This window comes from Nostoc sp. (assembly GCF_036919895.1).
In the GTDB taxonomy this organism is placed as follows: Bacteria; Cyanobacteriota; Cyanobacteriia; order Cyanobacteriales; family Nostocaceae; genus Nostoc.
This window is the reverse complement of record NZ_JBALBW010000007.1, coordinates 14,459-40,026: the sequence shown is the minus strand read 5'-3', so window position 1 is coordinate 40,026 and position 25,568 is coordinate 14,459. Positions and strand designations below refer to the sequence as shown.

General features: G+C 42.2%; 20 protein-coding genes and 1 tRNA gene. 10 read left to right on the top strand and 11 right to left on the bottom strand.

Annotation, left to right across the window (positions count from 1 at the left end; all coding sequences use genetic code 11):
- Positions 1-24: 24 nt before the first annotated feature.
- Positions 25-201 carry a hypothetical protein gene (locus V7K55_RS01025; protein ID WP_334827264.1) on the top strand — a complete coding sequence of 59 codons (177 nt, stop codon included), beginning with the start codon at positions 25-27 and terminating at the stop codon, positions 199-201.
- Between the two features lie 30 nt (positions 202-231).
- Here V7K55_RS01025 and V7K55_RS01020 read toward each other — a convergent pair whose 3' ends face one another.
- From V7K55_RS01020 to V7K55_RS01005, 4 genes are all read right to left on the bottom strand, one after another.
- Positions 232-1,710, bottom strand: coding sequence for an ABC transporter ATP-binding protein/permease (locus tag V7K55_RS01020; protein WP_334827262.1), 1,479 nt, complete (start codon positions 1,708-1,710; stop codon positions 232-234).
- Positions 1,711-1,746: 36 nt separating this feature from the next.
- On the bottom strand, positions 1,747-2,175 hold the full coding sequence (locus V7K55_RS01015) for a hypothetical protein (protein ID WP_334827261.1): 429 nt from the start codon (positions 2,173-2,175) through the stop codon (positions 1,747-1,749).
- A gap of 63 nt (positions 2,176-2,238) precedes the next feature.
- Positions 2,239-2,751 (bottom strand): hypothetical protein, encoded by a 513-nt coding sequence (locus V7K55_RS01010; protein ID WP_334827259.1) that lies wholly within the window; start codon positions 2,749-2,751, stop codon positions 2,239-2,241.
- Positions 2,752-3,053: 302 nt separating this feature from the next.
- Positions 3,054-3,674, bottom strand: a complete 621-nt coding sequence (locus V7K55_RS01005) for a tetratricopeptide repeat protein (RefSeq protein WP_334827257.1) — start codon at positions 3,672-3,674, stop codon at positions 3,054-3,056.
- A 137-nt stretch (positions 3,675-3,811) separates the two neighbouring features.
- Here V7K55_RS01005 and V7K55_RS01000 point away from each other — a divergent pair, with 137 nt between their 5' ends.
- From V7K55_RS01000 to V7K55_RS00990, 3 genes are all read left to right on the top strand, one after another.
- A complete protein-coding gene (locus V7K55_RS01000) occupies positions 3,812-4,600 on the top strand; it encodes an SDR family oxidoreductase (protein ID WP_334827460.1) in 789 nt (262 codons plus the stop codon).
- 93 nt (positions 4,601-4,693) lie between these two features.
- Positions 4,694-5,407, top strand: coding sequence for a rhomboid family intramembrane serine protease (locus V7K55_RS00995; RefSeq protein WP_334827255.1), 714 nt, complete (start codon positions 4,694-4,696; stop codon positions 5,405-5,407).
- Between the two features lie 114 nt (positions 5,408-5,521).
- Positions 5,522-6,193: a rhomboid family intramembrane serine protease gene (locus V7K55_RS00990; RefSeq protein ID WP_334827458.1), complete on the top strand. Its 672-nt coding sequence runs from the start codon at positions 5,522-5,524 to the stop codon at positions 6,191-6,193.
- Positions 6,194-6,227: 34 nt separating this feature from the next.
- Here V7K55_RS00990 and V7K55_RS00985 read toward each other — a convergent pair whose 3' ends face one another.
- From V7K55_RS00985 to V7K55_RS00965, 5 genes are all read right to left on the bottom strand, one after another.
- Positions 6,228-8,408 (bottom strand): GumC family protein, encoded by a 2,181-nt coding sequence (locus V7K55_RS00985; RefSeq protein WP_334827253.1) that lies wholly within the window; start codon positions 8,406-8,408, stop codon positions 6,228-6,230.
- 249 nt (positions 8,409-8,657) lie between these two features.
- On the bottom strand, positions 8,658-10,019 hold the full coding sequence (locus V7K55_RS00980) for a polysaccharide biosynthesis/export family protein (RefSeq protein WP_334827251.1): 1,362 nt from the start codon (positions 10,017-10,019) through the stop codon (positions 8,658-8,660).
- A 310-nt stretch (positions 10,020-10,329) separates the two neighbouring features.
- Positions 10,330-11,052, bottom strand: coding sequence for a cyanoexosortase B system-associated protein (locus tag V7K55_RS00975; RefSeq protein ID WP_334827249.1), 723 nt, complete (start codon positions 11,050-11,052; stop codon positions 10,330-10,332).
- 136 nt (positions 11,053-11,188) lie between these two features.
- A complete protein-coding gene (crtB, locus tag V7K55_RS00970) occupies positions 11,189-12,082 on the bottom strand; it encodes a cyanoexosortase B (protein WP_334827247.1) in 894 nt (297 codons plus the stop codon).
- Positions 12,083-12,197: 115 nt separating this feature from the next.
- The gene (locus V7K55_RS00965) at positions 12,198-13,391 is read right to left on the bottom strand and encodes a DegT/DnrJ/EryC1/StrS family aminotransferase (RefSeq protein ID WP_334827245.1); all 1,194 of its coding nucleotides are present in this window, start codon (positions 13,389-13,391) and stop codon (positions 12,198-12,200) included.
- A 540-nt stretch (positions 13,392-13,931) separates the two neighbouring features.
- On the opposite strand from V7K55_RS00965, the gene V7K55_RS00960 reads away from it, so the two are divergent.
- Positions 13,932-15,485 carry a GAF domain-containing sensor histidine kinase gene (locus V7K55_RS00960; RefSeq protein ID WP_334827243.1) on the top strand — a complete coding sequence of 518 codons (1,554 nt, stop codon included), beginning with the start codon at positions 13,932-13,934 and terminating at the stop codon, positions 15,483-15,485.
- Positions 15,486-15,721: 236 nt separating this feature from the next.
- Positions 15,722-17,140 carry an IctB family putative bicarbonate transporter gene (locus V7K55_RS00955; RefSeq protein ID WP_334827241.1) on the top strand — a complete coding sequence of 473 codons (1,419 nt, stop codon included), beginning with the start codon at positions 15,722-15,724 and terminating at the stop codon, positions 17,138-17,140.
- A 110-nt stretch (positions 17,141-17,250) separates the two neighbouring features.
- Here the strand turns inward: V7K55_RS00955 and V7K55_RS00950 are convergent.
- Positions 17,251-17,323 (bottom strand) — tRNA-Val (locus V7K55_RS00950).
- A gap of 143 nt (positions 17,324-17,466) precedes the next feature.
- Here V7K55_RS00950 and V7K55_RS00945 point away from each other — a divergent pair.
- From V7K55_RS00945 to V7K55_RS00935, 3 genes are all read left to right on the top strand, one after another.
- Complete coding sequence (locus V7K55_RS00945) at positions 17,467-18,087, top strand: metal-binding protein (RefSeq protein WP_334827239.1); 621 nt, start codon at positions 17,467-17,469, stop codon at positions 18,085-18,087.
- A 3-nt stretch (positions 18,088-18,090) separates the two neighbouring features.
- Entirely contained in the window at positions 18,091-18,918 is an 828-nt protein-coding gene (mazG, locus tag V7K55_RS00940) for a nucleoside triphosphate pyrophosphohydrolase (protein ID WP_334827237.1), read from the top strand.
- A 351-nt stretch (positions 18,919-19,269) separates the two neighbouring features.
- Complete coding sequence (locus V7K55_RS00935; RefSeq protein ID WP_334827234.1) at positions 19,270-21,555, top strand: PAS domain-containing hybrid sensor histidine kinase/response regulator; 2,286 nt, start codon at positions 19,270-19,272, stop codon at positions 21,553-21,555.
- A gap of 193 nt (positions 21,556-21,748) precedes the next feature.
- Here V7K55_RS00935 and V7K55_RS00930 read toward each other — a convergent pair whose 3' ends face one another.
- The gene (locus V7K55_RS00930) at positions 21,749-23,740 is read right to left on the bottom strand and encodes a zinc metalloprotease HtpX (protein ID WP_334827232.1); all 1,992 of its coding nucleotides are present in this window, start codon (positions 23,738-23,740) and stop codon (positions 21,749-21,751) included.
- Between the two features lie 411 nt (positions 23,741-24,151).
- On the opposite strand from V7K55_RS00930, the gene V7K55_RS00925 reads away from it, so the two are divergent.
- Complete coding sequence (locus V7K55_RS00925) at positions 24,152-25,459, top strand: glutamate-5-semialdehyde dehydrogenase (protein WP_334827230.1); 1,308 nt, start codon at positions 24,152-24,154, stop codon at positions 25,457-25,459.
- Positions 25,460-25,568: the final 109 nt, after the last annotated feature.

The following is a 25,568-nucleotide window of genomic DNA, read 5'->3' as shown; positions in this document are numbered from 1 at the left end:
TAACTTAAATTAGAGTTAATTCAAATGTCAGCACTTGGAAACTTTTTCCTGATAGACCCTCAGCAATGGATGTTCTCCACGCATGGCGATATATTGCGGCTGGAATCGGTGAATGTAGAAATTGCGTTGGCGAAGCCCGCCGAAGGCATCGCTCATTTGTACCGAAAAGTGCAGTTTGAAACCGAAGTAACAGATGCGTAGCAAATAAGAGTCTACATAATCCTGTTGAAGCTATTGTACGGCGCGATCGCGTTGATAAGACCAAGCCGCCAATAAACCAAAAGCACCACAAGCCCAAAGTAGCCAAAGTAAATGTAAAATTAGGTGGTTATCGTGGTTCAAGTTAACCGCCGATAGAATTAACTGCCGAAAGTGGTAGAACGGCGAGAATGCAATTAAGTCTTGGACGATTTGCGGTACTGGAAGTGGAATTGAACCGCAAGCAACAGGAATAACAATTAGCGATAGGCTAAGAATAGAATCAGCACTTTTGGGGTTTAGCAAGTACCCCAATGCAAGACCGAGAATCGCAAAAGGGATAATTCCTAAGATTAGGCTTGATATCAGAGCTAACCCTTGAGTCAAATCCATTCTCATCTCAAGTTGCCAGCTTCCTAATCCGAAGATTAATAAAAGGCTCACAGTACAAATGAGAAGCGAGGTAGCAATCTTAGCCGCCATATATACTGCTGGTGGTAAAGGTGTGGCTCTCAAAAGCTTCAGCCATTTTTCCAATCGCTCTACTGCAATTCTTTTACCCAGTCGGTCGATGACAATCGTGAAAAGTATGATGCCAGACAGGTAAACGACTGTTTCTGTTGCCTGTTCTCCTTTCAATCCTTGCAATTTTAACAACGGGACGAATCCCACCAATGCGAGTGTTGCAATTAAAAAGACTGGAGTGCGAAGTAGTTGAAGGATTTCAAACCAGAATTGTTGTTGAAAAATACGTTGGATGTTTTGAGAAGAGTTTTCAGGTAAAATCTCTGTATTTATAGTATTTTCAAGCTGATCTAATAAAGCGTTATCTTCTAAATTTCTTAGCTCTTGAGTTAGCTGTCCTTCAGAGGGACTTTCAGTAATTTTATGGACAGTGACAAAGCGAGTTGCTAAGGTATTTAATTTATCCCTGTCGGATTGCTCATTTGTCACCATTAGAATAGTGACTCCTCGTTGACGGCAGAGTTTGATTTCCTGCCAAAATTTTTCACGTCCCGGTTCATCTAGACCTATAGTTGGTTCATCAAGGACGAGTAGCTCTGGATTGCCTGCTAGAGCAAGGGCAAAATTAAGCCGCTGTTTATGCCCACCATTTAATTTAATTGCCCAATCGTTTTCTCTATCTTTCAACTTAACTTTGTTCAATATTTCTTCAGTTGAAAGTGGATTAGGGTAGTAGCCTCTAAACAATTCAACAAGTTCCTTTACCTTCACATTTGTTGGAAACTGTACATCTTGGAAAGCTACTCCAACATGGATTTTTGAGTTAGCACTCTGTGGTGAAAGCCCCATTAGCTCAACTTCTCCACTACTGGGTTTGAGTAACCCTAAAATCAGATTCAGTAGAGTAGTCTTGCCAGCCCCATTTTCCCCGCGCAACCAGATGAATTCGCCTCGCTGCACAATCAGATTGATATCCTGTAAGATAGGTTTTTGCTGGAGTCCTTCGGGAACTACTTTGGAAACGTGCTTGAGTTCAATAATGTTCATAGCTTGTTTGAGGACAAATATAGATAAGATTTAGAGTTAATGGAGTGTCATTTGCATTAGAAACCAAACCGCAAAGGAAGCGGCAACAGCAGGCATTAACGAGACACCGAAAAAAGTGGTTAAAATTACGAGTGCTGCTGTTCCTCCTGCAAATCCCCAAAAGTTCATAGCAAGTGAGTTGGTGGAATCAATTGGTGGTACACAAGTGCTGAATAAGCAAAATTCACTTCCTTTCGTTATCAGAAAGAATGTGGCAAGGATTGCAACTCCTAAAACTCCTAAAACAACCCATTTATTCAGGTGTAATGGAAATCCTGAACCGAGAAGTTTTAAGGAAACGGCTGGAGTTTCTATAGGATTGGCATGAGATTGTATTTGTCCATCAGAACTTGGAACGACTTGCGGGTTGTTGGAGGAGGATTGCACAAGATCGGGAGATTCTTGAGGGTTGTTAGAAGGTTGCATTTTGGTTTATTACTCCTTTATTTCGTGAAATATTCGACAAAGTTGGAAATTAAGATAGTGTTACTAAGGCGCTGTCTTAATTGCAAGCCAGACTGCTGCACCAACTACTACGGCGGCAGCTAGAGGAACACCGCCAATAATAGCCACAAGAGTTGCAACTCCAATTCCAATAACACCGCCTGTGATCTCTGGACGCTCTTTTACCATCTTGAGAACATCTTCTATCTCTGGCGATTGAGGTAGTGGAGATATGCTAGGTGTTTGAGGTTGACGAGTAGTCCGGGGTTTAGGTGATAGACTACGATCGCTCTTTGCTATTTGTTTTTGTTCTTGAGAGCGATCGCGCCGAGTTTCAGGTTTTTTAGATGAACTAGAATTAAGTTGCAGCAGTTTAGGTTGGCACTCTGCCGGAAGTGTACCAGACCAGTGAATCATGGGATGACAAGAATGTTGAATCTGCAAAGTTTCTATGACTAGAAGTGCTGTCCAAAGTAAAAAACATACAACTAAGATTGTTTGGAATTGATAGCGAAGCCATCGGTCGATTAAACTGGGAAAGTTTGTGAAATTTTGCATGATTTAATTTGCGATGTTTTGCTTAAAGTGCGTTATTTACCTGCTCTACTGGAATATGCGATCGCATATATCTCTCCAGTTTCTTCTATCTTCCTCCTCCTAATTGGACTGAGAAATTTCAAGGGCTAATATTTGTATAATTCCCGAAAAAACTATCGAAGTAACAGTTTCAGATTTAAAATAAGATTAGTTCGGAGGATGTTTGTAAAGTCTAATTTATTACTCGTTGGACTACTAGGAGTCTCGGATACAGGATAGGAGATCGCCTAATTTGCTATACATCTGAAAAGCACTTAAGCAAATCAAAACCATCCTCGCAGAGTTTTATGTACCTGCGCCAAATACCACATATAATCATCAATTTTGTAATTATCAGCAGCTTTAACTATATATTCGTGAGCCAAATCAACATTATTCTCAACTTCGTAATACAATCCCAAGTAAAGATGACTGTAAAAATTTCCTTTTATTCCTTCTGATTGACCAACAGTTAAAACATCGTCTGGTGTACAATTACCCGCATAAAAATCATATACGCACTGCATAATCCGTCGAGGGTCATTTTTCACAGTTAGTAAAGAATTACGCGCCTCTTCAACACCTAACGAACGAGCTATGCAGAGATATCGCCATACTGTCTCTTCTACATCTTGAGCATTCACAATCAAATCTATTTCAAATTGTTGAGCGCCCTCAGCAAATTTTTCTGCGTAATAATACGATAATCCCCGTTGCCAGAGGTACGGTTTGATATGGTCATCCAATTGCTGTGCTATGTCGAAATCTTGAATAGATTCGTCAATCTTGCCCAGTTGAAAGTTAACCATACCCCGGCAAACGTAAGCATTGGGATTTTTCGGCTGATTGCGAATGGTTTCATTCCAGCGCTGGAGTTGATTTTCCAGAGAATTTGAAAAAAACATGGGTTTGATCAGCTATTGAGTTGGAATCAGATGCGGTAAATGGTTTAGGGATTGCGATCGCCTACATTACTATAAAAAGCGATCGCATCGGACACCTGCAAGATAAACTATTAAATAAAAAATCCGCAGAATTACAAATGAGCGATGCCTACCGGGGGCTACATCTACGCTGGACACTGACAGGAAAAAAAGCACTGATTACAGGTGCTACCAAAGGCATTGGACTAGCTGTTGCCAATGAGTTTTTATCTTTAGGTGCGGAAGTCGCAATTGTGGCACGGAATTCTCAAGATATTGAACAACAACTAATTATCTGGCAACAATCAGGATTACCTGCTTATGGGATTACCGCAGATGTTGCAACCCCAGATGGGCGACAAGCCATTTTTAAGCAGATTAGCAAAACCTGGGAGCAATTAGACATCCTGGTTAATAATGTGGGAACCAATATTAGCAAAAAAGTAGTAGACTACACGGCTGCTGAATATGAGTTCATCATCCAGACCAACCAGATATCAATTTTTGAGATGTGCCGTCTATTTTACCCTCTGCTGCAAAATGGGGAAAATAGCAGCATTGTGAATATAAGTTCTGTGGCGGGTTTAGTCTCGAACCGTACAGGCGCTCCTTATGGTATGACGAAAGCGGCTATAAATCAACTGACGCGATCGCTATCAGTTGAATGGGCTGGCGATTATATTAGGGTAAATACCGTAGCACCTTGGGCGATTCGCACTCCTCTAACCGACTCTGTACTCGATAACCAAGATTTTCTCAAATTAGTTTTATCACAAACACCTATGGGAAGGATTGGTCAACCAGAAGAAGTAGCGGGTTTAGTAGCATTTCTTTGTATGCCTGCGGCATCTTTCATCACTGGACAATGTATCGCTGTCGATGGTGGATTTTTGGCTTTTGGTTTTTAAGTGCCAAAGCGAAATCCATCCACGAGGTAGAAGAAACTACTTGCAAAATTCAGTATTGTTGAGTTTGTGCCTTAGAATCAGGAAAAAACGCCCGTGGTTCCAATTAGCGATAATAATCCGACCAAAATCACGCCTTATGTAACTTATGGGTTGATTGCTGCTAATATCCTCGCTTTTCTTTATGAAGCAAGTCTTCCCCCACAAGCATTAAATGGGTTTTTACACCTTGCGGCTGTAGTTCCACGAGAACTCACCTTAAGCTTTGGTGGTACTTCTCTACATCAACCAGTACCAGAGTGGGCAACTTTGATTACCTCGCAATTTTTGCATGGTGGTTTCTTGCACTTAGCAGGTAATATGCTGTTTCTCTGGATTTTTGGTAACAACGTTGAAGATAAGTTAGGCCATGCCAAATATTTACTGTTTTATTTATCTTGCGGTGTTTTGGCATCTTTAACACAGTGGTTCTTCGCTCAAGATTCTAGCATTCCTTCTTTGGGTGCGAGTGGTGCGATCGCAGGTGTCATGGGTGCATACATTCTCCGCTTTCCAAATGCCGAAGTTCTAGGTGTTGTACCTTTAGGATTTTTCTTCCCGACTTTCCGCGTTCCCGCCTATTTCTTTTTAGGATTCTGGTTTCTCGAACAAGCCTTTTACGGACTTGCTAGTTTTGAAACACGTACCAACATCGGCATGGAAAGCGGCGGTATTGCCTACTGGGCCCATGCAGGTGGGTTTATCTTTGGGGCAATTCTCGGCCCACTATTGGGTTTATTTAACGATAAATCACAGGAAGAATCTTGGTAATCGTAACACCCCTCAATTATACTGTTTGATTTAATAAGTGAAATTGCCTAACCTTCGCAACTGCTAGCCTTACAAGCTATATTGCAGTTAGTAAATAATTTAGGAAAAACACCTGTGTTTCCCCTCTACGACGAAAATCCGACGCGAACCACCCCGTATTTCACCTACGGGTTGATTGGCATGAATGTTTTAGTTTTTGTTCATGAGGTGAGCCTATCAAATGCACAATTGAGTCAGTTTTTAAGTCAGTATGCAGTAATACCTCAAGAGTTAACCACCAATTTGAGTGGAGAGTGGATAACGTTATTTACGTCGCAATTCTTACATGGTGGTTGGTGGCACTTAATCTCAAATATGTTGTTTCTCTGGATTTTTGGCAACAACATTGAAGACCGTTTAGGACATTTCAAATATTTAATTTTTTATTTGGCATGTGGTGCTTTAGCTGCCTCGTGCCAATGGTTTATTGCCATGAATTCTGAGATTCCTTCCTTGGGAGCAAGTGGTGCAATTTCTGGGGTTTTGGGTGCGTATATTATCCGCTTTCCGCACGCTAAAGTCATGACCTTAGTATTTTTGGGTTTTTTTATCACCACAATTAGAATTCCAGCATTAGTAATAATTGGACTTTTTGTGGTGCAGAATTTAATCTCCGGTCTTGCTACCCTGCAAACAGCCGCTAATATGACTGTGCAAACTGGTGGAGTTGCCTATTGGGCGCACATTGGTGGTTTTGCTTTTGGCGTAATTCTTGCTCCCCTATTTGGGTTGTTTAGACGTGACTAATGGATAATTGGGTATTGGTAATTCAATCTCGTTCTTATTTGGCACCTGCTGACACTTCTTCTGATTTTTCAACAGTTTCCGATTCTACCTCAGATGTCGTTGGTGATTGTAAGACTTGTTCAGGTAGAGAAACAATAATATCAGCGCCATTGATAATTGCTCCTAACAATCCTAGTTCCGATTCAACCAATTGATCGATAGCTTCACCTAGCATATTCTCTTGTGTATAGTGTGGTCGCGCCACTATTACCATGCCATCGCTATAAGGTTGAATTAACAGGGGATCATTGGATATGCTGAGGGGACTAGTGTCTAAAATAACTAAATCAAAACGTTCGCGGACATCCTCTATCAGCCGCCGCATTTCGCTAGACTCAAGAATAGCTGCTGATTGCCGCACAGGCCCAGGACTCGGAATAATATATAAATTTTCTACATCAGGAACTAAACGAATACATTCACTTAAGTTAGCGTAATAACGCAGGGGTTCAATAGTAGACTCGGTGTCAGGAATTACTTTCAGGGATGTACAACGAGAAGGCGATCGCAAATCTGTTTCGATAATCAAGGTTCTTTTGCCAGCCCGGGCAGAAGCTATACCCAAGTTATAAGCACTTGCGGTCTTGCCTTCTAAGCTACTGGTGCTAGTAATCAAAACCACTTTTAAGTTGTTACCACCAATTCGGCGCAGATTACTGCGGAACTTCTCATAAAATTCTAAATAAGGAGAATCGGCGGAAAGTACCACAGGCACAGTTTCTCGATCGAAATCATCAACAGGCATTAAAGGCAATTCTCCCAACACTGCCACATCCCTTTGCTTGAGGCTCTCGCGAATATCCTCCCTGGTTTTGAAAGTCCCTTCCAGCGATCCCAGTAAAAATATTACCCCGCCACCAATTACCACACCTAAGAAACCTCCCACAGCAAGGGTAATAGGTATACTCTTAGGGGGTTTGATGTCGGCAACAGCTGTGGGTGGTCTGGCAATGCTGAGGCTGCTGGTAGTTTCTGCCTCGGCGGTTTTAGCATCAGTTAGCTTCACCTGCATTTGGTCATAGATAGCTTTTTTGAGTCCAACCTCTTGTTCTAAACGCGATCGCTCTAATTGCTTATTGGGTATCAGAGAATACTCTTGCCGTAGTCGCGCTTCTTGTTGGGTTTCTTGAACTAGTTGTTGTTGCAGTGTCTCACGTTGGGTTTGCAAAGACACCATTTGGTTTGCCAATTGCTGGCGGGCTGGATCTAAACTACTTTGGGTGCGAATACCTGCAACGCTACCCTGAAGCGGAGCAGATGCACCATCACCACCTAACACCTCAGCAGCACGTTGTCGTAGCAATTCCTCAGCCGCTTGTTTCTGACGCTGCAACTGAATCATCGTTGGGTGTTCTGGTCGCAAATCTTTTCTGAGTACAGCAATTTGAGACTCGCTTTGATAAATTTGCGCTCGTAAATTCCCAATAATTGGATCGGCACTCAAAGCAGAAGAGATATAAGCTTGTGCGACTGTTAAGCCTAACTTACTTTGTAAGCTGCGAATTTGACCATCAAGCCCAGAAATGGTTAATTGCATTTGCCGTTGAAGATTTTGGCTGGCAGTAATGGCGCTTAACAAACTGCCATTTTCGGCTGCTAATATTGCCGTTCGCTCAACGCGATCGTACTGTTCTAACTTCTTTTCAGCAACTTGGAGTTCTCGTTTGGCTTGTGGTAAGCGATCGTTAATTTTTTGAATAATTGCTTGTAATCGCCCAGTATTGATGTCACTACTCAACTTAATCATTGATTGCATCAATTCTGCCAATACTTCTATACCTCTTTTGGGGTCACTATCTACATATTTCAGTTCAAAGATACTCGTTTCAAATTCTCCACTTCTGGCATTCTTTTTAGGTAAAGAAAGCACAATACTTGCACCGAGTTGTTTCGGTTTGAGATTTACTTTCTGTGCCACTGTGGCAATTATCTGGTTTGATAATAAAAGTTCTTCATTCAGTTCCTTTCCTTGCTGTTGGATTTGACTACCAGTTGTTGAGAAAGAAACTGGTGGGCCACCATAGGTAAGGGCGGAAGATGCTATGTAGTTAGTAGGTGGATCTGGCTGCATAGCCACCACCGTTGACCCCACTACAACTAAACCAAAACTAGCTAGTCCAATCCACTTGTATTTTTCAAAAGCAATAAGATAGCGCTTAACAATTGGTGGGGTCATGGTCGCTTCGCTCCAATTAAAAATTAAAAATGACGCTCGCAGACTCTCTAACGCTGCGCTAAAAAAATTAAAAACTAGGAAGAACCAAACTAAAGATAGTGACTTTTATATAAGGACGCTATCAACTTCCTAGTGTATATATCGGTTGATATCTCTAATATTTTTCCATTAACAAATTCAAAGATAAGTTGGAGATGTGGCTTCCTCCACTCCCAACTATTTACAAACTGTATCCTTCTTGTATACTGATTAATTTGAGCCACCGCCACCGAAGTTGTCAAAAAATCGCAGAAAAGATTGAACATTGAAGAAGGGTTGGGTAATAGTAGTCAGTAAATTAGTAATTCTACCGATGAGGTTCCGACCAACAACAAGAACATCATTATCTTGAAGTGCCACATTTTGAGACGCATCGCCTCCTAGAGCTTTTTTAGCATCAAGTTTCTGGGTAACAGTTTTACCTCGTTCAGGATCGAAGCGAACCAGAGCTATATCCCGAAGATTAGCAGTATCAAGATTTACTCCTCCTAAAGCATCTACAAATGTACTGCCGTTAGGCAGCGCTTGAACGGAAATACCTCCCGCAGCATAGTTTAAAACCCGGACTCTAATCTGTGGTGTAGCTAAGGATGAACGTGCTACCAAATTGCGGTCATAACCGTCATCATTACCAACTTCACGACGGGGGACGAGTATCGCATCTCCGTCTTGTAAGCGTAAATTAGGAATTGAACCGCCATTTTGCAGTGCTGCATATAAGTCAATAGTTTGTGAAATCACAGAACCATCGATTAACTTGCGGCGTACTTGTATTTGTCGGAGGTCTGCATTCAACGTTGAACCACCAGATATTAGCAAAGCATCAGCAACACGGGGTGTTGTTGAGTTAATCGGATAAATTCCTGGTCGAGATATTTCCCCGCTAATGGTAACTTGGACTGGTCGCGTCCCAACCAAGGATACTACTACGATTGGATCTGGGAAGATGCGACTCAAGCCTAAGCGAATTTTCTCTTGAGCTTCTTCCAAGGTTAAACCTTGTAATGACACCGTTCCTACTTGCGGTACTATGATGTTGCCTTCTGGACTAATTACAGCTTGAAAACTCAAGTCTTGACGCTGCGTTGCTAAGGCTAAAACTATTACCGGATCGACTACATAAAGATTTAAACCCAAGCGAATTTTTTCTTGAGCTTCTTTCAAAGTTAAACCTTGTAAGAAAACTGTTCCCAGTAACGGCACCACAATATTACCTTCTGGGTTGATTAAAGCTTGAAAGCTCAAATCTGGAAAGCGCTGAACTGAAACGCTAATTCCATCTCCTATGCCTAAGCGGTATGGCCCAGGAGGACGCTGAAGCACAATGCCAATTCCATCTCCTGGCCCCAACAGGTAGCGGCTGAGTTGTGGGGAAATTTCGTTATTTGCACCTGGAGGTACAAACTCAGTACCTGGCACAGGCGATGGGGGTTGTCTTGGTGATTGTCCTTGAGGAGAAAAAGGCTGGGCAACAACAAGTTGGATAGGTGTTATCAAGAAAACTCCTACTTGAAGACTGACAAAACACAGGGCGCTAAATCCACGCATATAATAACTGGGAGCTATGAACATCGGTGTAAAAATACTGATATAGAAATTAGTCGCGCCGAGTGGTTATTTTACTCTAAAAATGTCCTATATGTCTCTTGTATCTGCAAGTATTTACCAAGAAAAAGAGAATAATTTTGCTAAATTGAATTTCTAATATCAACTTTTTCGGAAGCTGCGGTAAGACAAGGGGCAAAATCCTTTTATTCCATGCAAACTCATAGATAATCGCTATAAATTGTATATTGTTAACATCTTTTAGCTGAGTTTTAGCCTGAATAAATTATAGAGATACTGTTGATCAATCTTTGCACAAATGCATGTGTCACTGACTCTACAAAGGGCCTGCCATCAATTCAGCTTGCACTGTTTCTCCGATAGACTGGGCTAAAGACCAAGATGTTTCTACTTGCCCTAAAGGTTCCATTGGGATCAGAATGCTTACACTTACCCAGGGAATGCGTTGCTTACGCCACTGGGCCAATTGATCTACCAAGAACCAGTGAAAAGGTGATGGATTCCCACCGTCTGGCATAGCGTACCATTGCAAGACAGCGAAGGTTTGCTGTGGTGTGACGGCGCGAAAAAACCTAGCTTCTACTTTAGTTACGACATTAGAAGCCGACTTTGCAGGCGATTTCACAGTAAATTCAGCAGAACGAAATTGAGCTACATCCCACTTTCCCCACCGTGACCTTCCCCAACCGTTAACATCTGTCCACTCTACTTCTGGTTGATCCATAGGCCCATTTTGCGGCAGCAAAAGCAGGATTGCCTGGGATTGAGAACCTTGTTTTTTAAGTAGTTGTAAAGACCATTTATGTTCGCCAATTTCCTGGTCTGCTTGTTCAATAGTTTGCCAACCAGGAAGGGTTAACCCAGTGTTACGGATCTCTTTTAACTCGTTGAGGGTAGTAATAGGTGGGGGCTGTTTCCATTGCCAGTGTCCTGTCAGGTATCCAGGAACCGCCCCTATTGCTAGTAGCAGTAGCAGTAATAAAAGTGCTGCTACTTGACTCAATTGGTTTTCCTTGAAAAACTTGGAGAAGGAAATCATCAGTAAAATTTGTAATACTTAGGCAGAATTTTACTTCATAAAATCACACCATGAGTTCAGTAATATTTATGAGTAGAGAATTAAGTGGGGGAGCAGGGAAAAAAAGAAATTAACCCATACCCCATGCTCAATAATTCTAACTTTCCGCTTCTTGCTGAGTTTCTTGAGATGCTGAAAAATAGCTATTAAGCCAATTCAGTAAGGGCACTAATGACACCAGCATACAAGCAGAGTAGACATCACCACCCCAACCCTCATGGAGCCATTTAAAAGCTGCTTCTTGACCTGTGCCGTGAAAGAAAGTCAGTAAAGTATTACGAATGATATTCGCAGTAATACTAACGATCGCAGCAAGAGATAAAAACGATATAGTTGTGCGGCGTGAAGACAAAGCATCTGTCCAATAAAGCAGCATCAAGCCTACGTAGAGAGTCGTGAACAACATTTTCAGCCCAGCACAATAGGGAGCAACTTCCACAATCCTTCCTCCCACATAGAGATTTACCTCGTTTACGGTTACATCCATACCAAATTGATTCAGGATGAAGCCTGCTGTACCAGCGATGAAGCTTTGAAGAGGCAAGGTATAGGGAGCAATCAAATATGGCATTGCTGTTGGGGTTGCCAAAAACACTAGTAGCAGGGGGAATCCTTGCGATCGCAAACCTGCTCTTCCTTTAAACCATAAGCATAATCCTACCAGGATAACGGGCAAGGAAAGGTTAACCCACTCTGTAACACCGCTAAGATAAAACACTGCCCCGAATAACAATACAACAGCGCTCAAAGGATGGATCGTATCTGGCAAACGTTTCCACTTTTTCCGGTTCATCCAGACTAGATAAGCCGCAAATGGTAAACCAATAATTCCGTGGCTGAAATATTCGTGTTCTGTACTGATATTTTTGTGCAGCCAACCATCGAACCAGTGTAGCAATATAGGAGCAAAAAGCAGCAGCAAAACGCCTATAGTAGCTAGATTTAATAAGTCTGAGGCGTTCCTATTTTTTATCTGTTGCTGGAGTGCCATGATTTTTATTAGTCATTGGTCATTGGTTATTGGTCATTTGCAAAGGACAACTGACAAAGGACAGATTTCTAATTGTTAGATGTACATATGATGTATATATAAGTATGAATTAACATCAGGCTACCACGCTGCCAAGGCCGGCAGTGGAGGCTTCATCTACCTTAGAAGTTGTTGAGACTGCATGAGCGATCGCAGCTACAACTTCTTTAACTTGGCTACTGCTCAAACCAGGATACATCGGTAATGATAAGATTTGCTGTGACAGTTTTTCTGATTCTGGAAAATCTCCAGGCTGGTAGCCTAAGTTAGTGAATGCCGGCTGGAGATGACAAGGAATTGGGTAGTGAATGCCAGTTTGAATTCCTACTGCTGTGAGTTTTTCCTGGAGTTGCTGGCGCTCTATCGGGCAAGAATCATCAATTTTAATCACATAAAGATGATAAACGTGTCCTGCACCACTTTGGTTTTCTATAGGGATAATACCAGTAGTTGCCAAAGGTGCTAGTTCGCTATCATACTGTTGGGCTATAGTTAAGCGATCGCGATTCCACTGTGGCAAATATGGTAATTTTTGGTGCAAAACTGCTGCTTGTAAAGTATCCAAGCGGCTATTCGTACCTGCTTCAGTATGAAAATACTTTTGCGATGCACCGTAATTTCGCAAGCGCACCATCTTCTGGGCTACATCTGCATCTCGTGTCAGCAGCATTCCTCCATCCCCAAATGCTCCCAAATTTTTGCTGGGATAGAAACTAAAAGCTGCTGCTATTCCTACTGAACCAGCATGATATCCGTCTCTTTCGGCGAGGTGTGCTTGGGCGGCATCTTCAAAAATTAGTAGTTTGTAGGTATCGGCAAAGTTTATTAGTTCGCGTGGTGATACCATTTGACCATAAAGATGCACAGGAATAATTGCTTTGGTATGAGGTGTAATTGCCTTTGCTGCTTTTCTTAAGTCAATTAAAGCTGTTTGGCGATCGCAATCTACCAGAATTGGCTTTGCGCCAGCCCGTATAACCCCAATTAAGGTAGCGATAAAAGTGTTGGCTGGTAAAATCACCTCATCACCAGCACCAATATTACACGCTTGCAATCCAAGAGCGATCGCATCTGTTCCTGATGCAACACCAACCCCATAAGCTGCCCCAGAAACTGCCGCAAATGCTGCTTCAAAATCTGAGAGAGCTTGCCCTAAAATAAAATCTCCCTGTTCCAATACAGATTGGATTGCATCTTGTAATTGCGTTTGAATTGGTTCGTGTTGTAACTTCAGGTCTACAAAAGGAACTCTAATGGTCATTTTATTCATTACCCATTGTCCTCAAAAAATATTTCCTAGGATGCAAAAATAGAAAAGCCTGCACAATTTTCAGCATGAAATTGTAATAGGTTTAATCTATTGAATCGAGACTTATATTAACTATCTAGGATTGTCAGCTACCGATGCTAGCTGTTATAAGTAGAAACTGCTATATAAATTACATGCATATATTTTTCATAAGTAAATTTACTTTGAATATCCCAGTCAGAATTTTTCCTTCTGTACATAAAGAATTACAGATCCTTTCTATTGTATTCTTAGCATTAGCTTACCCTCGTTGAATCCAAATCTAACGCAGTCTGACTGTAAAATCTTAAGCAACAAAGGCTACACCAGTTCTAAATAAAGAACATTCAGCACCAGTAGCTAGTAACTTGTAGATACCGTGTCGCCTGGGTAAAAAATTTTTGCCCCAAATTTGTTTGTCAGAGGCAAAATTAGGGAATGCTTAAAAATAGCAATTGATAACCTAGAAATAGAGCTTATATCAATTCACAGTATCGAGAAATTATTAAGGTAGCAGTGGCAATGATAGAGCCTGAAAACAAATTATTTGCCCTAAAGGATGGTTGGGATTCTCATGAATCAAGAGAACAACAACGCCTCAAAGCTTTGTCAGATTTAGGTTTGCGGCAACCAGAAACGATTCCGGTTTTTGAAGAAGCTACACAGACTGCTGCCCACTTTTTGGAAGCACCAATTTCCATATTGGGATTTGTAGATCAAGAACGTCACTGGTTCAAGTCATCGGTGGGCTTATCTAGGCTAGGGCTAATGAATCATTTAGCACAAAGCCGTCAACTGTCACGCCAGGAATCGTTCTGCACTCAGGTAGTAGAGAGTCTTCAAATATTTGTAATTAATGATACTCATAAACTTACAGACCCAGTACTCGCCGGCAGCAAATTGGTGCAGGATTATGGTATTCGTGCTTACTTAGGAGCGCCACTAATTGATGCTGAAGGGCATTGTTTGGGTGCATTGGCGGTGATGGATTTAGTGCCGCGCAATTTTACAAACCGAGATATTGAGTTTTTGCAAATCATAGCTCGTTGGAGCATGAGTGAATTTGAGCGTAACCGACTCCTGCAAGGGAAACTCGAATCAAGGACTGCTGCGATACCTCCTATATTTTCACTCAATGACGAACGGAACACAGAGATTAAAATCACCGCACCCACTAAAGATAGCGACTCTGTTTCTACCAAGCAACTGAAGTTAGAACTTTTAGGTCAGCTAACTCAGGAGTTACGCACGCCCTTAACATCTGTACTCGGTATGGCTGGCGTTTTAGGACGTGAGATTTATGGGCCTTTGACGACTAAGCAAAGAGAATATTTGGAAATTATCCAACACAGTGGTCGATATTTACTTTCCCTAGTAAATGAAATTACTGAACTAGGAGCTATGGATGACAACTCAACTGTACTTAATGTAGCTCCTGTGGATATCGAAATGCTGTGTCAACAAGCTATCAATACCTTAGAAGAAGTGGCTAATCGGCGCGAGCAAGATATTCGCCTCTCTATAGAACCGGGACGCAATCGCATTTGGCCTTTAGATAAAGACAAAGTGCGACAAATCCTTTATCACCTGGTTTTCAGTGTGATTCAACTTTCGGCTACAGGTAGCGTTGTTCGCATTCATGTATCTTACAAGGAAGATACACTCAACATTACTATTTGGGTTTCCCATCCCTGGTTAGGAGATGGCATAACAGAGGTTGATCCCTACTTCCGTCTCAATTCTTTGTCGCTGCTGGAGTTAACAGGCGAAGTTGCAACTTACAATACTCATACAGAAAGCCAGAAGCAACTAGATACTTCATCTGTTGCAGTGGACAATTCAAAAAACTTGAGTGATTCCCACTCAAATTTCTTTGCTGCTAGTGCAGGTATAAATTTAGCTAAATCAACTGGAACTCTCTCTCGTGAAAGCTTGGGGCTATTGCTAAGTTGTCAACTGGCAGAGTTGCATAGGGGACAAATTTTGATTCAAGGTTCACCCGAATCAGGATATCGTTATGTGCTTTCTTTGCCACTCCAACTGACAACTTCCTCACAAGCAATTAGCGATGTCTAATTATGGGGATTGGGAAAAAGGTATTTTCAACTATATTGTTGAGTACTAAGTACATGAATGGCTATCTTAATTTGATATTGGCTGAAGTGGTTTCGGATTAAAGGTAGTAGCTGATGGCTAAAAATAAGAGCGCCATAACGCGATGTGCAATCTCTGTTATTACCTTTTTATAGCCATAGGCATTATGATCTATTCCAAGTTCTGCCTCGGCAGGCTAATAGATCGCAATGTTTTTTATGAATTTAGTCTGGCAACGATTTACTTTATCATCTTTACCGCTCAAAGAATATCTTGCTACCAGTTACGTACATCGTTATCTGGTCGGACTGTTAAGTTCTTGGCGGCAAACCAGCATCTTACTTCAGTGGGGAGATGCGATAGCAGCTGCTTTACTCAGCTTAATATACGCCCTTGCACCTTTTGCTTCGAGTACATTGGTGGGTTTGTTGCTGGTGGCTTGTGTGGGATTTTGGTTGTTGTTAACTTTATCTGATGAAGTCACACCAGCAAATGTCTCGTCAGTCACTCCCATTCACCTGCTGGTATTGCTCTATTGGGGAATTGCTGTCATCGCAACAGCATTATCACCAGTGAAAAAGGCAGCACTTAACGACTTGGGAACGTTGACCTTGTATTTGCTACTATTTGCCCTTTGTGCCAGGGTACTAAGGTCGCCTCGTCTCCGGTCTTGGATTATTATTCTTTATCTGCACGTATCGTTAATTGTCAGTGTTTATGGATTGCGACAATGGTTTTTTGGAGCCACAGCACTGGCAACTTGGGTCGATCCTGAATCTCCTCTGTCTAAGACTACAAGGGTCTACAGTTATTTAGGAAATCCTAACTTATTGGCTGGATACCTGTTACCAGCAGTAATTTTTAGCTTAGTGGCAATTTTTGCATGGCAAAGCTGGCCTAAAAAGGCTCTAGCATTAACAATGCTAATTGTCAATACTGCTTGCCTGATCCTAACCTTTAGTCGTGGCGGTTGGATTGGACTAGTGGTAGCAGTTTTGGCTGTGATGGCATTGCTAGTTTATTGGAAAAGTCTGGAAATGCCTCCTTTTTGGCGTACTTGGTCGCTACCGATTGTCTTGGGGGGTTTAATCGGGGTATTACTGCTAGCAGTGATATTTATAGATCCAGTGCAGGTTCGGGTCTTGAGTATTTTTGCCGATCGCAAAGATAGTAGTAATAATTTTCGCCGAAATGTGTGGGATGCTGTCTTTGAGATGATTCGCGATCGCCCAATTTTTGGTATCGGCCCCGGTCACAACTCTTTTAATAAAGTTTATCCTCTCTACCAACGCCCTCGTTACACTGCTTTAAGTGCTTATTCGATTTTGTTTGAAGTGACTGTAGAAACTGGATTTGTTGGTTTAGCCTTCTTTCTTTGGTTAATAATCGTTACATTTAATACGGCGTTTTTGCAAGTCCAACGATTGCGACAACTCAGAAGTGGAGAGGGATTTTGGTTAATTGGGGCGATCGCTATTTTGTTGGGTATGCTAGCTCACGGCACTGTAGATACTGTCTGGTATCGTCCTGAAGTCAATACCCTCTGGTGGCTCATAGTTGCCTTAATTGCCAGTTACTGGAAACCTTTAGCTCAAAATCAGACAAATTCATCTAACTCTGAACCAGCATTAAACTAACCTAATTGAGGATGTCAGTTGTTCATTATAAAAACAACTGACAACTTTTGAACGCATTTAAAAAAGGCTAGAGACAACATTTAAGCTGTCTCTAGCCTTTTTTTACTTAGTGGGCAGTACCAGACTCGAACTGATGACGTCCTGCTTGTAAGGCAGGCGCTCTACCAACTGAGCTAACCGCCCGTTTGACTAATCCTTAACTAATATAGCAGACCACTTCGCATTGCGCTAGTAGTTTTGGGAAAATCTTTTTTTCTCTTATACTGGCTCAGTATTCAGTTATTCAGCACGGGCTAAACGCCCCACTATCGCTAACAGGAATTAGGATGCCCTCTGGTAGGACGCACGATCGCATTACTATGTATGCTCTGCCTTTCGTGGCGGGCGTTACTTTGTGGCAGACTCGCAGTAGCAATGCGACTTTGTTGGTTGCAGGCGGGTTTCTATTTGGAGGGCTGATGTTTGGCCCCGATTTAGATATTTACTCTGTGCAATTTCAACGCTGGGGTTTCTTGCGCTGGATTTGGCTACCTTATCAAAAAAGTCTGCGGCATCGTTCTTTTTTATCCCACGGGCCGATTATTGGCACAATTCTGCGGATACTTTATCTGGGGTGTTTGCTAGCAATCTTGGCAATTTTCGTTTTGGCAATTGCCCAGAGGTTATGGAATCTGAGTTTTACTTGGCAAGATTTGGGGGGAACTGTGGGGCGATCGCTCGTGGAATACGATACTGAATGTATTGCCCTATTTTTGGGATTAGAACTTGGTGCAATGAGTCATTCTCTTAGCGATTGGGGCGGTTCGGCATACAAGCGCTTTCAAAAACAGGGGATTCGGGGGTTGCTTCCTAGTGGCAAAATGAAGAAGCGGAAAGTTACAAGTCGCGGTAATCGTCGAGTTACAGTTAGCAGAAAGAGCAACGGAAGAACGACAAAGGACAAATGACAAATGACAAGTGACAAAGTTGATACTTTGGCGGCGTTGCAAGAATTGATTGAGGTAGTAGCAAAATTGCGATCGCCTGATGGGGGTTGTCCGTGGGATTTGGCGCAAACTCCCGAAACGCTAACCCCTTATGTGATTGAAGAAGCTTATGAGGTGGTGGATGCAATTAAGAGTGGAGATAAAAGTGCGATCGCAGAAGAGTTAGGCGATTTATTATTACAGGTGGTATTGCAAGCCCAAATTGCCAGCGAATCTGGACAATTTTCCCTCAAAGAAATAACTCAGGGGATTTCCCAAAAGTTGATTCGCCGTCATCCTCATGTCTTTGGTGATGTGTCGGTGACAAGTGTGGATGAGGTGCGGCAAAATTGGGAACAAATCAAGGCTGCGGAAAAAGGCGAACCATCCCCAGACGCGCAAAAACTTAGTGCTAAACTCGGTCGTTATGGGCGGACTCTTCCCCCATTGACAGCAGCGATGAAGATTTCTCAAAAGGCTGCGGCGATCGGGTTTGAATGGGAAAATATTCAAGGTGTTTGGGATAAGTTTCATGAAGAGTTAGGGGAGTTTCAACAGGCTTTAGCTGCGGAAACACCCGAACGACAACAAGCAGAATTAGGTGATTTACTGTTTGCGGTTATTCAACTAGCGCGTTGGCATAATCTCGATCCTAGCGCCGGTTTGCAAGGCACAAATCAGCGATTTGTCCAAAGGTTAGAAAAAATGGAGGCAGTTTGCGATCGCCCCCTTTCTGATTACAGTTTGGATGAGTTAGAAACTCTTTGGCAACAGGCAAAAGCCCAACTTGCTAATGAAAAGAGGAAGGAGTAGGGACTAGGGCAACACAGTTCAGTTAAGCCGAAAACTCTTGTTCTGCTACTGTTGTTGTAACCATCAGTCCATCCTTAAGCTGTAAAAAAATTTGCTTAAATCTACTTATTATGTTTCTAGCTCTACAGCACTCTAGGTAGATTTTTTTATTAACCTTTTAATATAACATAATGTTTAGAGGCTGAGATACAGCACTTTGTGTTTAATTGATTTTGTAGAACTCGTGTTGGCAAGACAAACCTCTATCTTTTGAGCAATAGTTTTGAGTTCAGCTTTGAGCGTACAGTTGAACTTGTATTTGCTTAATATTTTCTCTCACGTGCGCTTCTCAGTCTTAGCAAAGTGAGCAACATGAATGTAGACGATTTTAGTCAGCAAATAGAGACATTACGCTCACGGGTGACGATATTATTGCAAAGTACTGCAAGTGACCGGTACTCGCAACAAGAGCTAACAGCAGAAGCTTTTGAAGAACTGAAAATCGCTTTGGAGGAAATGAGAATTGCCTCCGAGGAACTACAAGCAACACGAATGATAGTAGAGAAGGAACGTCAGCGCTACCAAGAGTTATTTGATTTTGCGCCTGATGGTTACTTGGTAACTGATACTTATGGGAATATTCTCGAAGCTAACCAAGCTACTACTGTCTTACTTAATATCTCACAGCGATTTTTGATTCGTAAACCGTTGGTTAGTTTTATCGCCCAGTCAGATCGTCAAGCTTTTTTTAATTATCTGGCTCAGTTGCAGCATCTCGACCAGGGCGGAGAATGGGAAGTGTGCGTACAACCACGAGAAAAAGTCTGTTTTGATGTTGCTTTGACAGTAGTTACCGTCCGTAACGAAGAGGGTAAGCCAGTTGCTCTGCGCTGGCTAATGCGCGATATTACCAAGCGTAGGCGTTTAGAGTCCGAGCGAAAACTGTTATTTGCCAGCGAGCAAATTGCTCGGATTGCAGCCGAAGCGGCAGAGAGGCGCTCTAATTTTTTGGCTGAAGCAAGTCGTGTGCTGGCATCTTCTTTAGATTACCGCACAACTCTCACAAGTGTGGCACAACTAGCAGTGCCTACCCTTGCCGATTGTTGCATCGTAGATGTCGTTGAAAATAATTCGGTAGCCTTTACTAACCCAGTCATCGCTGCTTCGGAACCACAGAAAGAAGCACTAGTGCGAGAACTCCGACAACGCTATCCAATTCCTGTCGATGCTGATTATGGACTACCAAAGGTTTTACGGACTGGTAAGCCGGAACTGGTTACAGACATTCTTGAGTCTTCATTGCAGAAAAATACATGGAACCAGGAATATCTCAATTTACTGCAAGTTAAGTCTTATATGGTTGTGCCCTTGTTAGTGCGGAAACGCAAATTAGGGACAATTATATTTGCCTCTGCACAAGTAGGGCGCTATTACACGATTGTAGACCTAGCAATGGCTGAAGAAGTTGCCCAACGCGCAGCTTCCGCCATTGAAAATGCACAGCTTTATCGGCAAGCCCAAGAAGCTAACCGAATTAAAGACGAATTTTTAGCGATCGTTTCTCACGAACTTCGTACACCTCTCAACTCGATGCTGGGTTGGGTTCAAGTAATCCGTAATCGAAAATTGGATGAAGCAGTTACTTCTAAGGCACTGGAGACAATCGAACGAAATGCAAAACTTCAAAGGAAACTGATTGAAGATATCCTGGATATTTCACGGATTGTACAAGGTAAAATCCGCCTAAATCTCCGTAAAGTTGACCTGATAGTTGTAATTAACGCGGCGATTGAGTCCGTATATCCCACATCTGAGATTAAAGATATTCGAGTTGAATCTAAGCTTGACTCGTCAGTAGGTGAGGTTATGGGTGATGCAGAACGCCTCCAACAAATAGTCTGGAATTTGCTCTCTAACGCCGTCAAGTTTACACCTAGCGGAGGCCGAGTTGAAGTGTGTCTGGAGCAGGTAAACTCAAATGCGAAGATTTCTGTCTCTGACACAGGGAAGGGAATTAATGCTGACTTTCTACCTTATATATTTGAGCGCTTCCGTCAAGCTGATAGCACAACTACTAGAGCAGACAATGGTTTGGGGCTGGGACTGGCAATTGTAAACCACTTAGTAGAAATGCACTCAGGCACAGTTCATGCAGTTAGTGAAGGGGAAGAACGGGGAGCAACATTTACAGTCTTGTTGCCTCTAATAGAAGCGAAACCAGAGCAGTTAATCAAAGGTAATGAAGTAAAAGTCAATAATCTCTTAGCGCTTGAAGGGTTGCGAATACTCCTTGTAGATGATAATGCCGATACTCGTGAGTTAATTGCCTTCATTCTTCAACAGTCGGGAGCGCAGGTGACATCGGTTAGCTCAGTAGGTGAAGCCTTGGAAGCGCTGGTACGATCGAGACCAAATATTTTAGTCAGTGATATCGGAATGCCAGATGAGGATGGTTATTCGCTAATTCGCCAAGTGCGATCGCAAGAAGCCCTTAGTGGCGAGAAGATTCCAGCTGTAGCACTAACGGCATTTGCTAGAGATGAAGAACGCCGCCTGGCTCTGGAAGCCGGATTCCAAGTTCATCTATCTAAACCAATCGAGCCAGATAAGTTGGTGAAAGTACTGGCGAACCTAGTTAAAGGCAACCAACAAGTTTAACGTACAAGTCTTAAGGTTTTTTAGCACGTAATCAGCAATTGTGTGGGTGTAGCTAGTCGTAAATATTGCTGAATTAGCAAATGCTTAGGCGTAAGTAAGTTAGTCTTAAAAAAAGAGGCAGTTACTACCGCCTCTTTGCAAATTAAAGCTTGGATGGACTGAGAAATGCTTTGACAGCAGGCTAGAAACTCAGCTAGCGGCTCAAAAACATAATCAAGACCACTCCCAGGATAATCGATCCACCACCAAGGATAAATGACCAGAAGCGATGGTAACTGTTGACAATAGTGCCATTTTCACTTTGAAGTTGAATTAAATCCATCCAAGGTGCAATACCCCGACGGAACCAACCTACAGCCCCGACTTGTTCGCCAATTAAGCTTTTCACTCGTTTCATCCCAAACAAGAAATTACCGATGGGGCCAAAGCGTGAGGCGTAATGCAGATAAAGCATCCCGCTACGATCCTGAATTTTTAAATCAGAACCAAATTTATAACCAGCGTCGCCACGACCAATAAGTAGACCTTCTAGCTTTGCCGGTTGTCCGCGTAACGGACTGGCGTAGGGGTCTGACATCAGCGTGAGAATATCAGTTTCTGCTGCTTGCTTGTAGTCGGGGAACATAACCAAGGCTTTGACCACAATTCCTATGCCTAAGCCAATAAGTGGCGCACCAAATGCTAAACCTGTGTTTGGGGAACTTGACCACAGAATCACACCCATTACCAAGCCAACCAAGAAACCAATTGTTTCAGCGCCGTACAGCACAACATCTAAAAAGAAGTTGCCGTAAAGCTTACTCTTACTCAGAGTTTTGCCTTCTCCAATAACTCGCCCCATATCAAACTCAGTTGGTAAACCCAATTGTTCGGCATAAGTGCTTAATGCACGAACTCGCTTACCTGTCAATGGATGAGTTGAATTTAATTCCATCCACCAGCCCCAAGGGTTAAACATATCCCACAGAAAGACGCGACCAATTTTTTGGGTATCGGATGAAATGCGGTAAGCGGTTCCTGTAGAAGCGGCGGCTTTATGGTCGTAGATACCCAAGGCGCGAGTCCCTTCAATTAAACGGCTGGGTTCTTGTGTCCGCGAACCTTCTTCTAGGATGCCGTAGGCAATCTTTACCAAAGCGCGGGATAATCCATTGGGATTACCTGTACTTTCGGCTGCAAAATGGTCAGCAAAGTATTCCCGTGTCCGAGATAGGTACAGCAGTAGATAAGTACCAATGAGATAAAACACGTAGGCAACTAGGGCAGCAGTTTGCATTGCATCTTTAATTTTGCTATCGCCACCACGCCCAAATCTTCTGGCTGTGCTGTAAATCAGGTAGCAAATTTGTACTAAGGTGGAAGCTACTGTCATTACTGCAAAGTCCCAGTGGACGATGTGCCCCAATTCATGGGCGTAAACTGTAGCAATTTCATCGTCATCCAAATAAGTAAAAAGTCCTTGACTGACGACTAAGCGGGCGCTATTCGGCAATGAACCATAAGTAAAAGCTGTGGGGTTTTGGTCGTTAATAATTCCTAACCGTGGTGCTTTCAGCTTTTTCTGTTCGCAGACTTGGCGAATAACTTTAGCTGTCTCTGGACTAAGACTTTCAACTTCTGCTAACTCAACCCAGCGAGTTTGGTAAAGCCAGCTTTGAGTTAAGTCCATGAGAAATGGAGATAGGAAAAAGGCGGCGATATTAAAAACTAGGGTAATACCAATAGCGATCGCTAGCCCTTGGAGCGGATCGTTGCTACCCAAAATAAATACTAAGCTCAAACCTAAAGCAAACACCATGCCAAACAACAAGGTCATGGTGACAGCAGAAGCTAACGCCAAACTACCACCCACACCCCCCATTGCTAATTTCATCCCAGTAGTGGCGGCGCGACTAGCTTTTTGGCTGGCGTTAGATTGAGTTGCTGGCGTTTGGCGGAAAGATTGACTAGCTTGTTCTGCCCAACTGCGAGCCTGTGGGTTTTCACTCATCATTAACTTTTGACACAGGATTTTGGCTTTTTCGATTTCGCCTGTGGCTTGATAGGCTTTTATCAACCACATCTGTGCTGAAAGATAATCTGAGGAATCGTGTTCAGCGCAATCGCGGCAGAATTTTTCGAGTAATTTAACCGCTTCTTGATAACGCTTGTCTTTTAAGGCATCTAATCCAGATTGCAATGACATAGGATCTCCCTAGCAAAGGAGTGGTATTTAATCTATCAATACTCAATAGATCCAGCGATCGTCACTGCAATTTCGTAAAAGTTTAAATAATGGCAGTATAAATTATCTACTTAAGTAAAAGACTAGAGAAACATAAATTACGATGTCTCTCTAGTCTTGGGTACGCATAAATCATTTTTAAGGCTTTCAAATATTGCCTGTAATAATACTTAATTTATTTATATAGTGGTGAAGTTGTTACTGTTACTTCCTCTGTGTTTCATATTCACAGAATAAATGTTTTAAAGCAAGTTTTGCTTCACCCGATCAGAGTAATTATGGATTACCCAGATGGTTCACCCGATTGGGGGAAGACGATCGGCAACGATCGACTCAGATTGATAAGATGAAGAAAAAGTAAAGATTTCTGTTATGACTATTTTTGATATTGGTTCTCCCCTAATTGCGATCGCCCAAAAAACCCGCAAAGCCGCCAGTAAGCTGGCGATTCTCTCCACCGAGGCAAAAAATCAAGCAATTATTGCGATCGCGCAAGCTTTAGAATCGGCTAAAGATGAAATTTTACAAGCAAATGTTGCTGATTGTAAAGCTGCTACCGCCGAGGGAATTCCCCAACCGCTTTATAAACGCTTGCAGTTGGATGAACATAAATTAAGAGATGCGATCGCTGGAGTCCAAGATGTTGGTAAACTAGCAGATCCAATTGGTAAAATCCAAATTCACCGCGAACTTGATACTGGCCTAATTCTCAAACGAATTACTTGTCCTTTAGGTGTTTTGGGGATTATTTTTGAAGCGCGTCCAGAGGCGGCGATTCAAATTGCTTCCTTAGCAATCAAATCTGGAAATGGGGTAATTCTCAAATGCGGAAAGGAAGCGGTGCGTTCTTGCGAAGCGATCGTTAAAGCAATTAAACAAGGATTATCTGAAACTGCTGTTAACCCTGATGCGGTACAGTTATTAACAACAAGAGAAGAAACTTTAGAACTTTTGAAATTAGATAAATATGTAGATTTAATTATTCCTAGAGGTTCTAATTCTTTTGTGCAGTTTGTTCAAGAAAATACACGGATTCCTGTATTAGGTCACGCTGATGGAATTTGTCATCTCTATATAGATAAAGCTGCTGATATTTCTAAAGCAGTTCCGATTACCGTCGATGCGAAAGCTCAATATCCGGCTGTTTGTAATGCGATTGAAACTTTGCTAGTTCACCAATCGATTGCTACGGAGTTTTTACCCAAAGTTGCCGATGCTTTGCAAGAACGCCATGTAGAATTAAGAGGTGATAAACGCACCTTGGAACTTTTACCTAATATCGTACCTGCAACAGAGATAGATTGGGAAACAGAATACAGCGATTTTATTTTGTCGATAAAGATTGTAGACTCGATAGAAGCTGCGATCGCACATATTAACGAATACGGTTCTTGTCATACAGATGCGATTATTACTGAAGATTCAGCATCAGTAGAAACTTTCTTTGGACTAGTAAATTCAGCTAATATATTCCACAATTGTTCTACCAGATTTGCAGATGGTTTCCGCTATGGTTTCGGTGCAGAAGTAGGGATTAGTACGCAACAAATGCCTCCCCGCGGCCCCGTTGGTTTGGAAGGATTAGTGACATACAAATATCAAATGACTGGTGATGGTCATATTGTAGCTACTTACACCGGGGCAAATGCTAAAGCTTTTACTCATCAGGATTTAGTGTAAAGTATTCTCACATATAGGACTCATGTCTGATTTCTGAACAAAATTTAAAATGAAACCCAGAGCAAACTGGCTTTTCAGTCTCAATATGTTTTCAAAAATCAGATCGGAG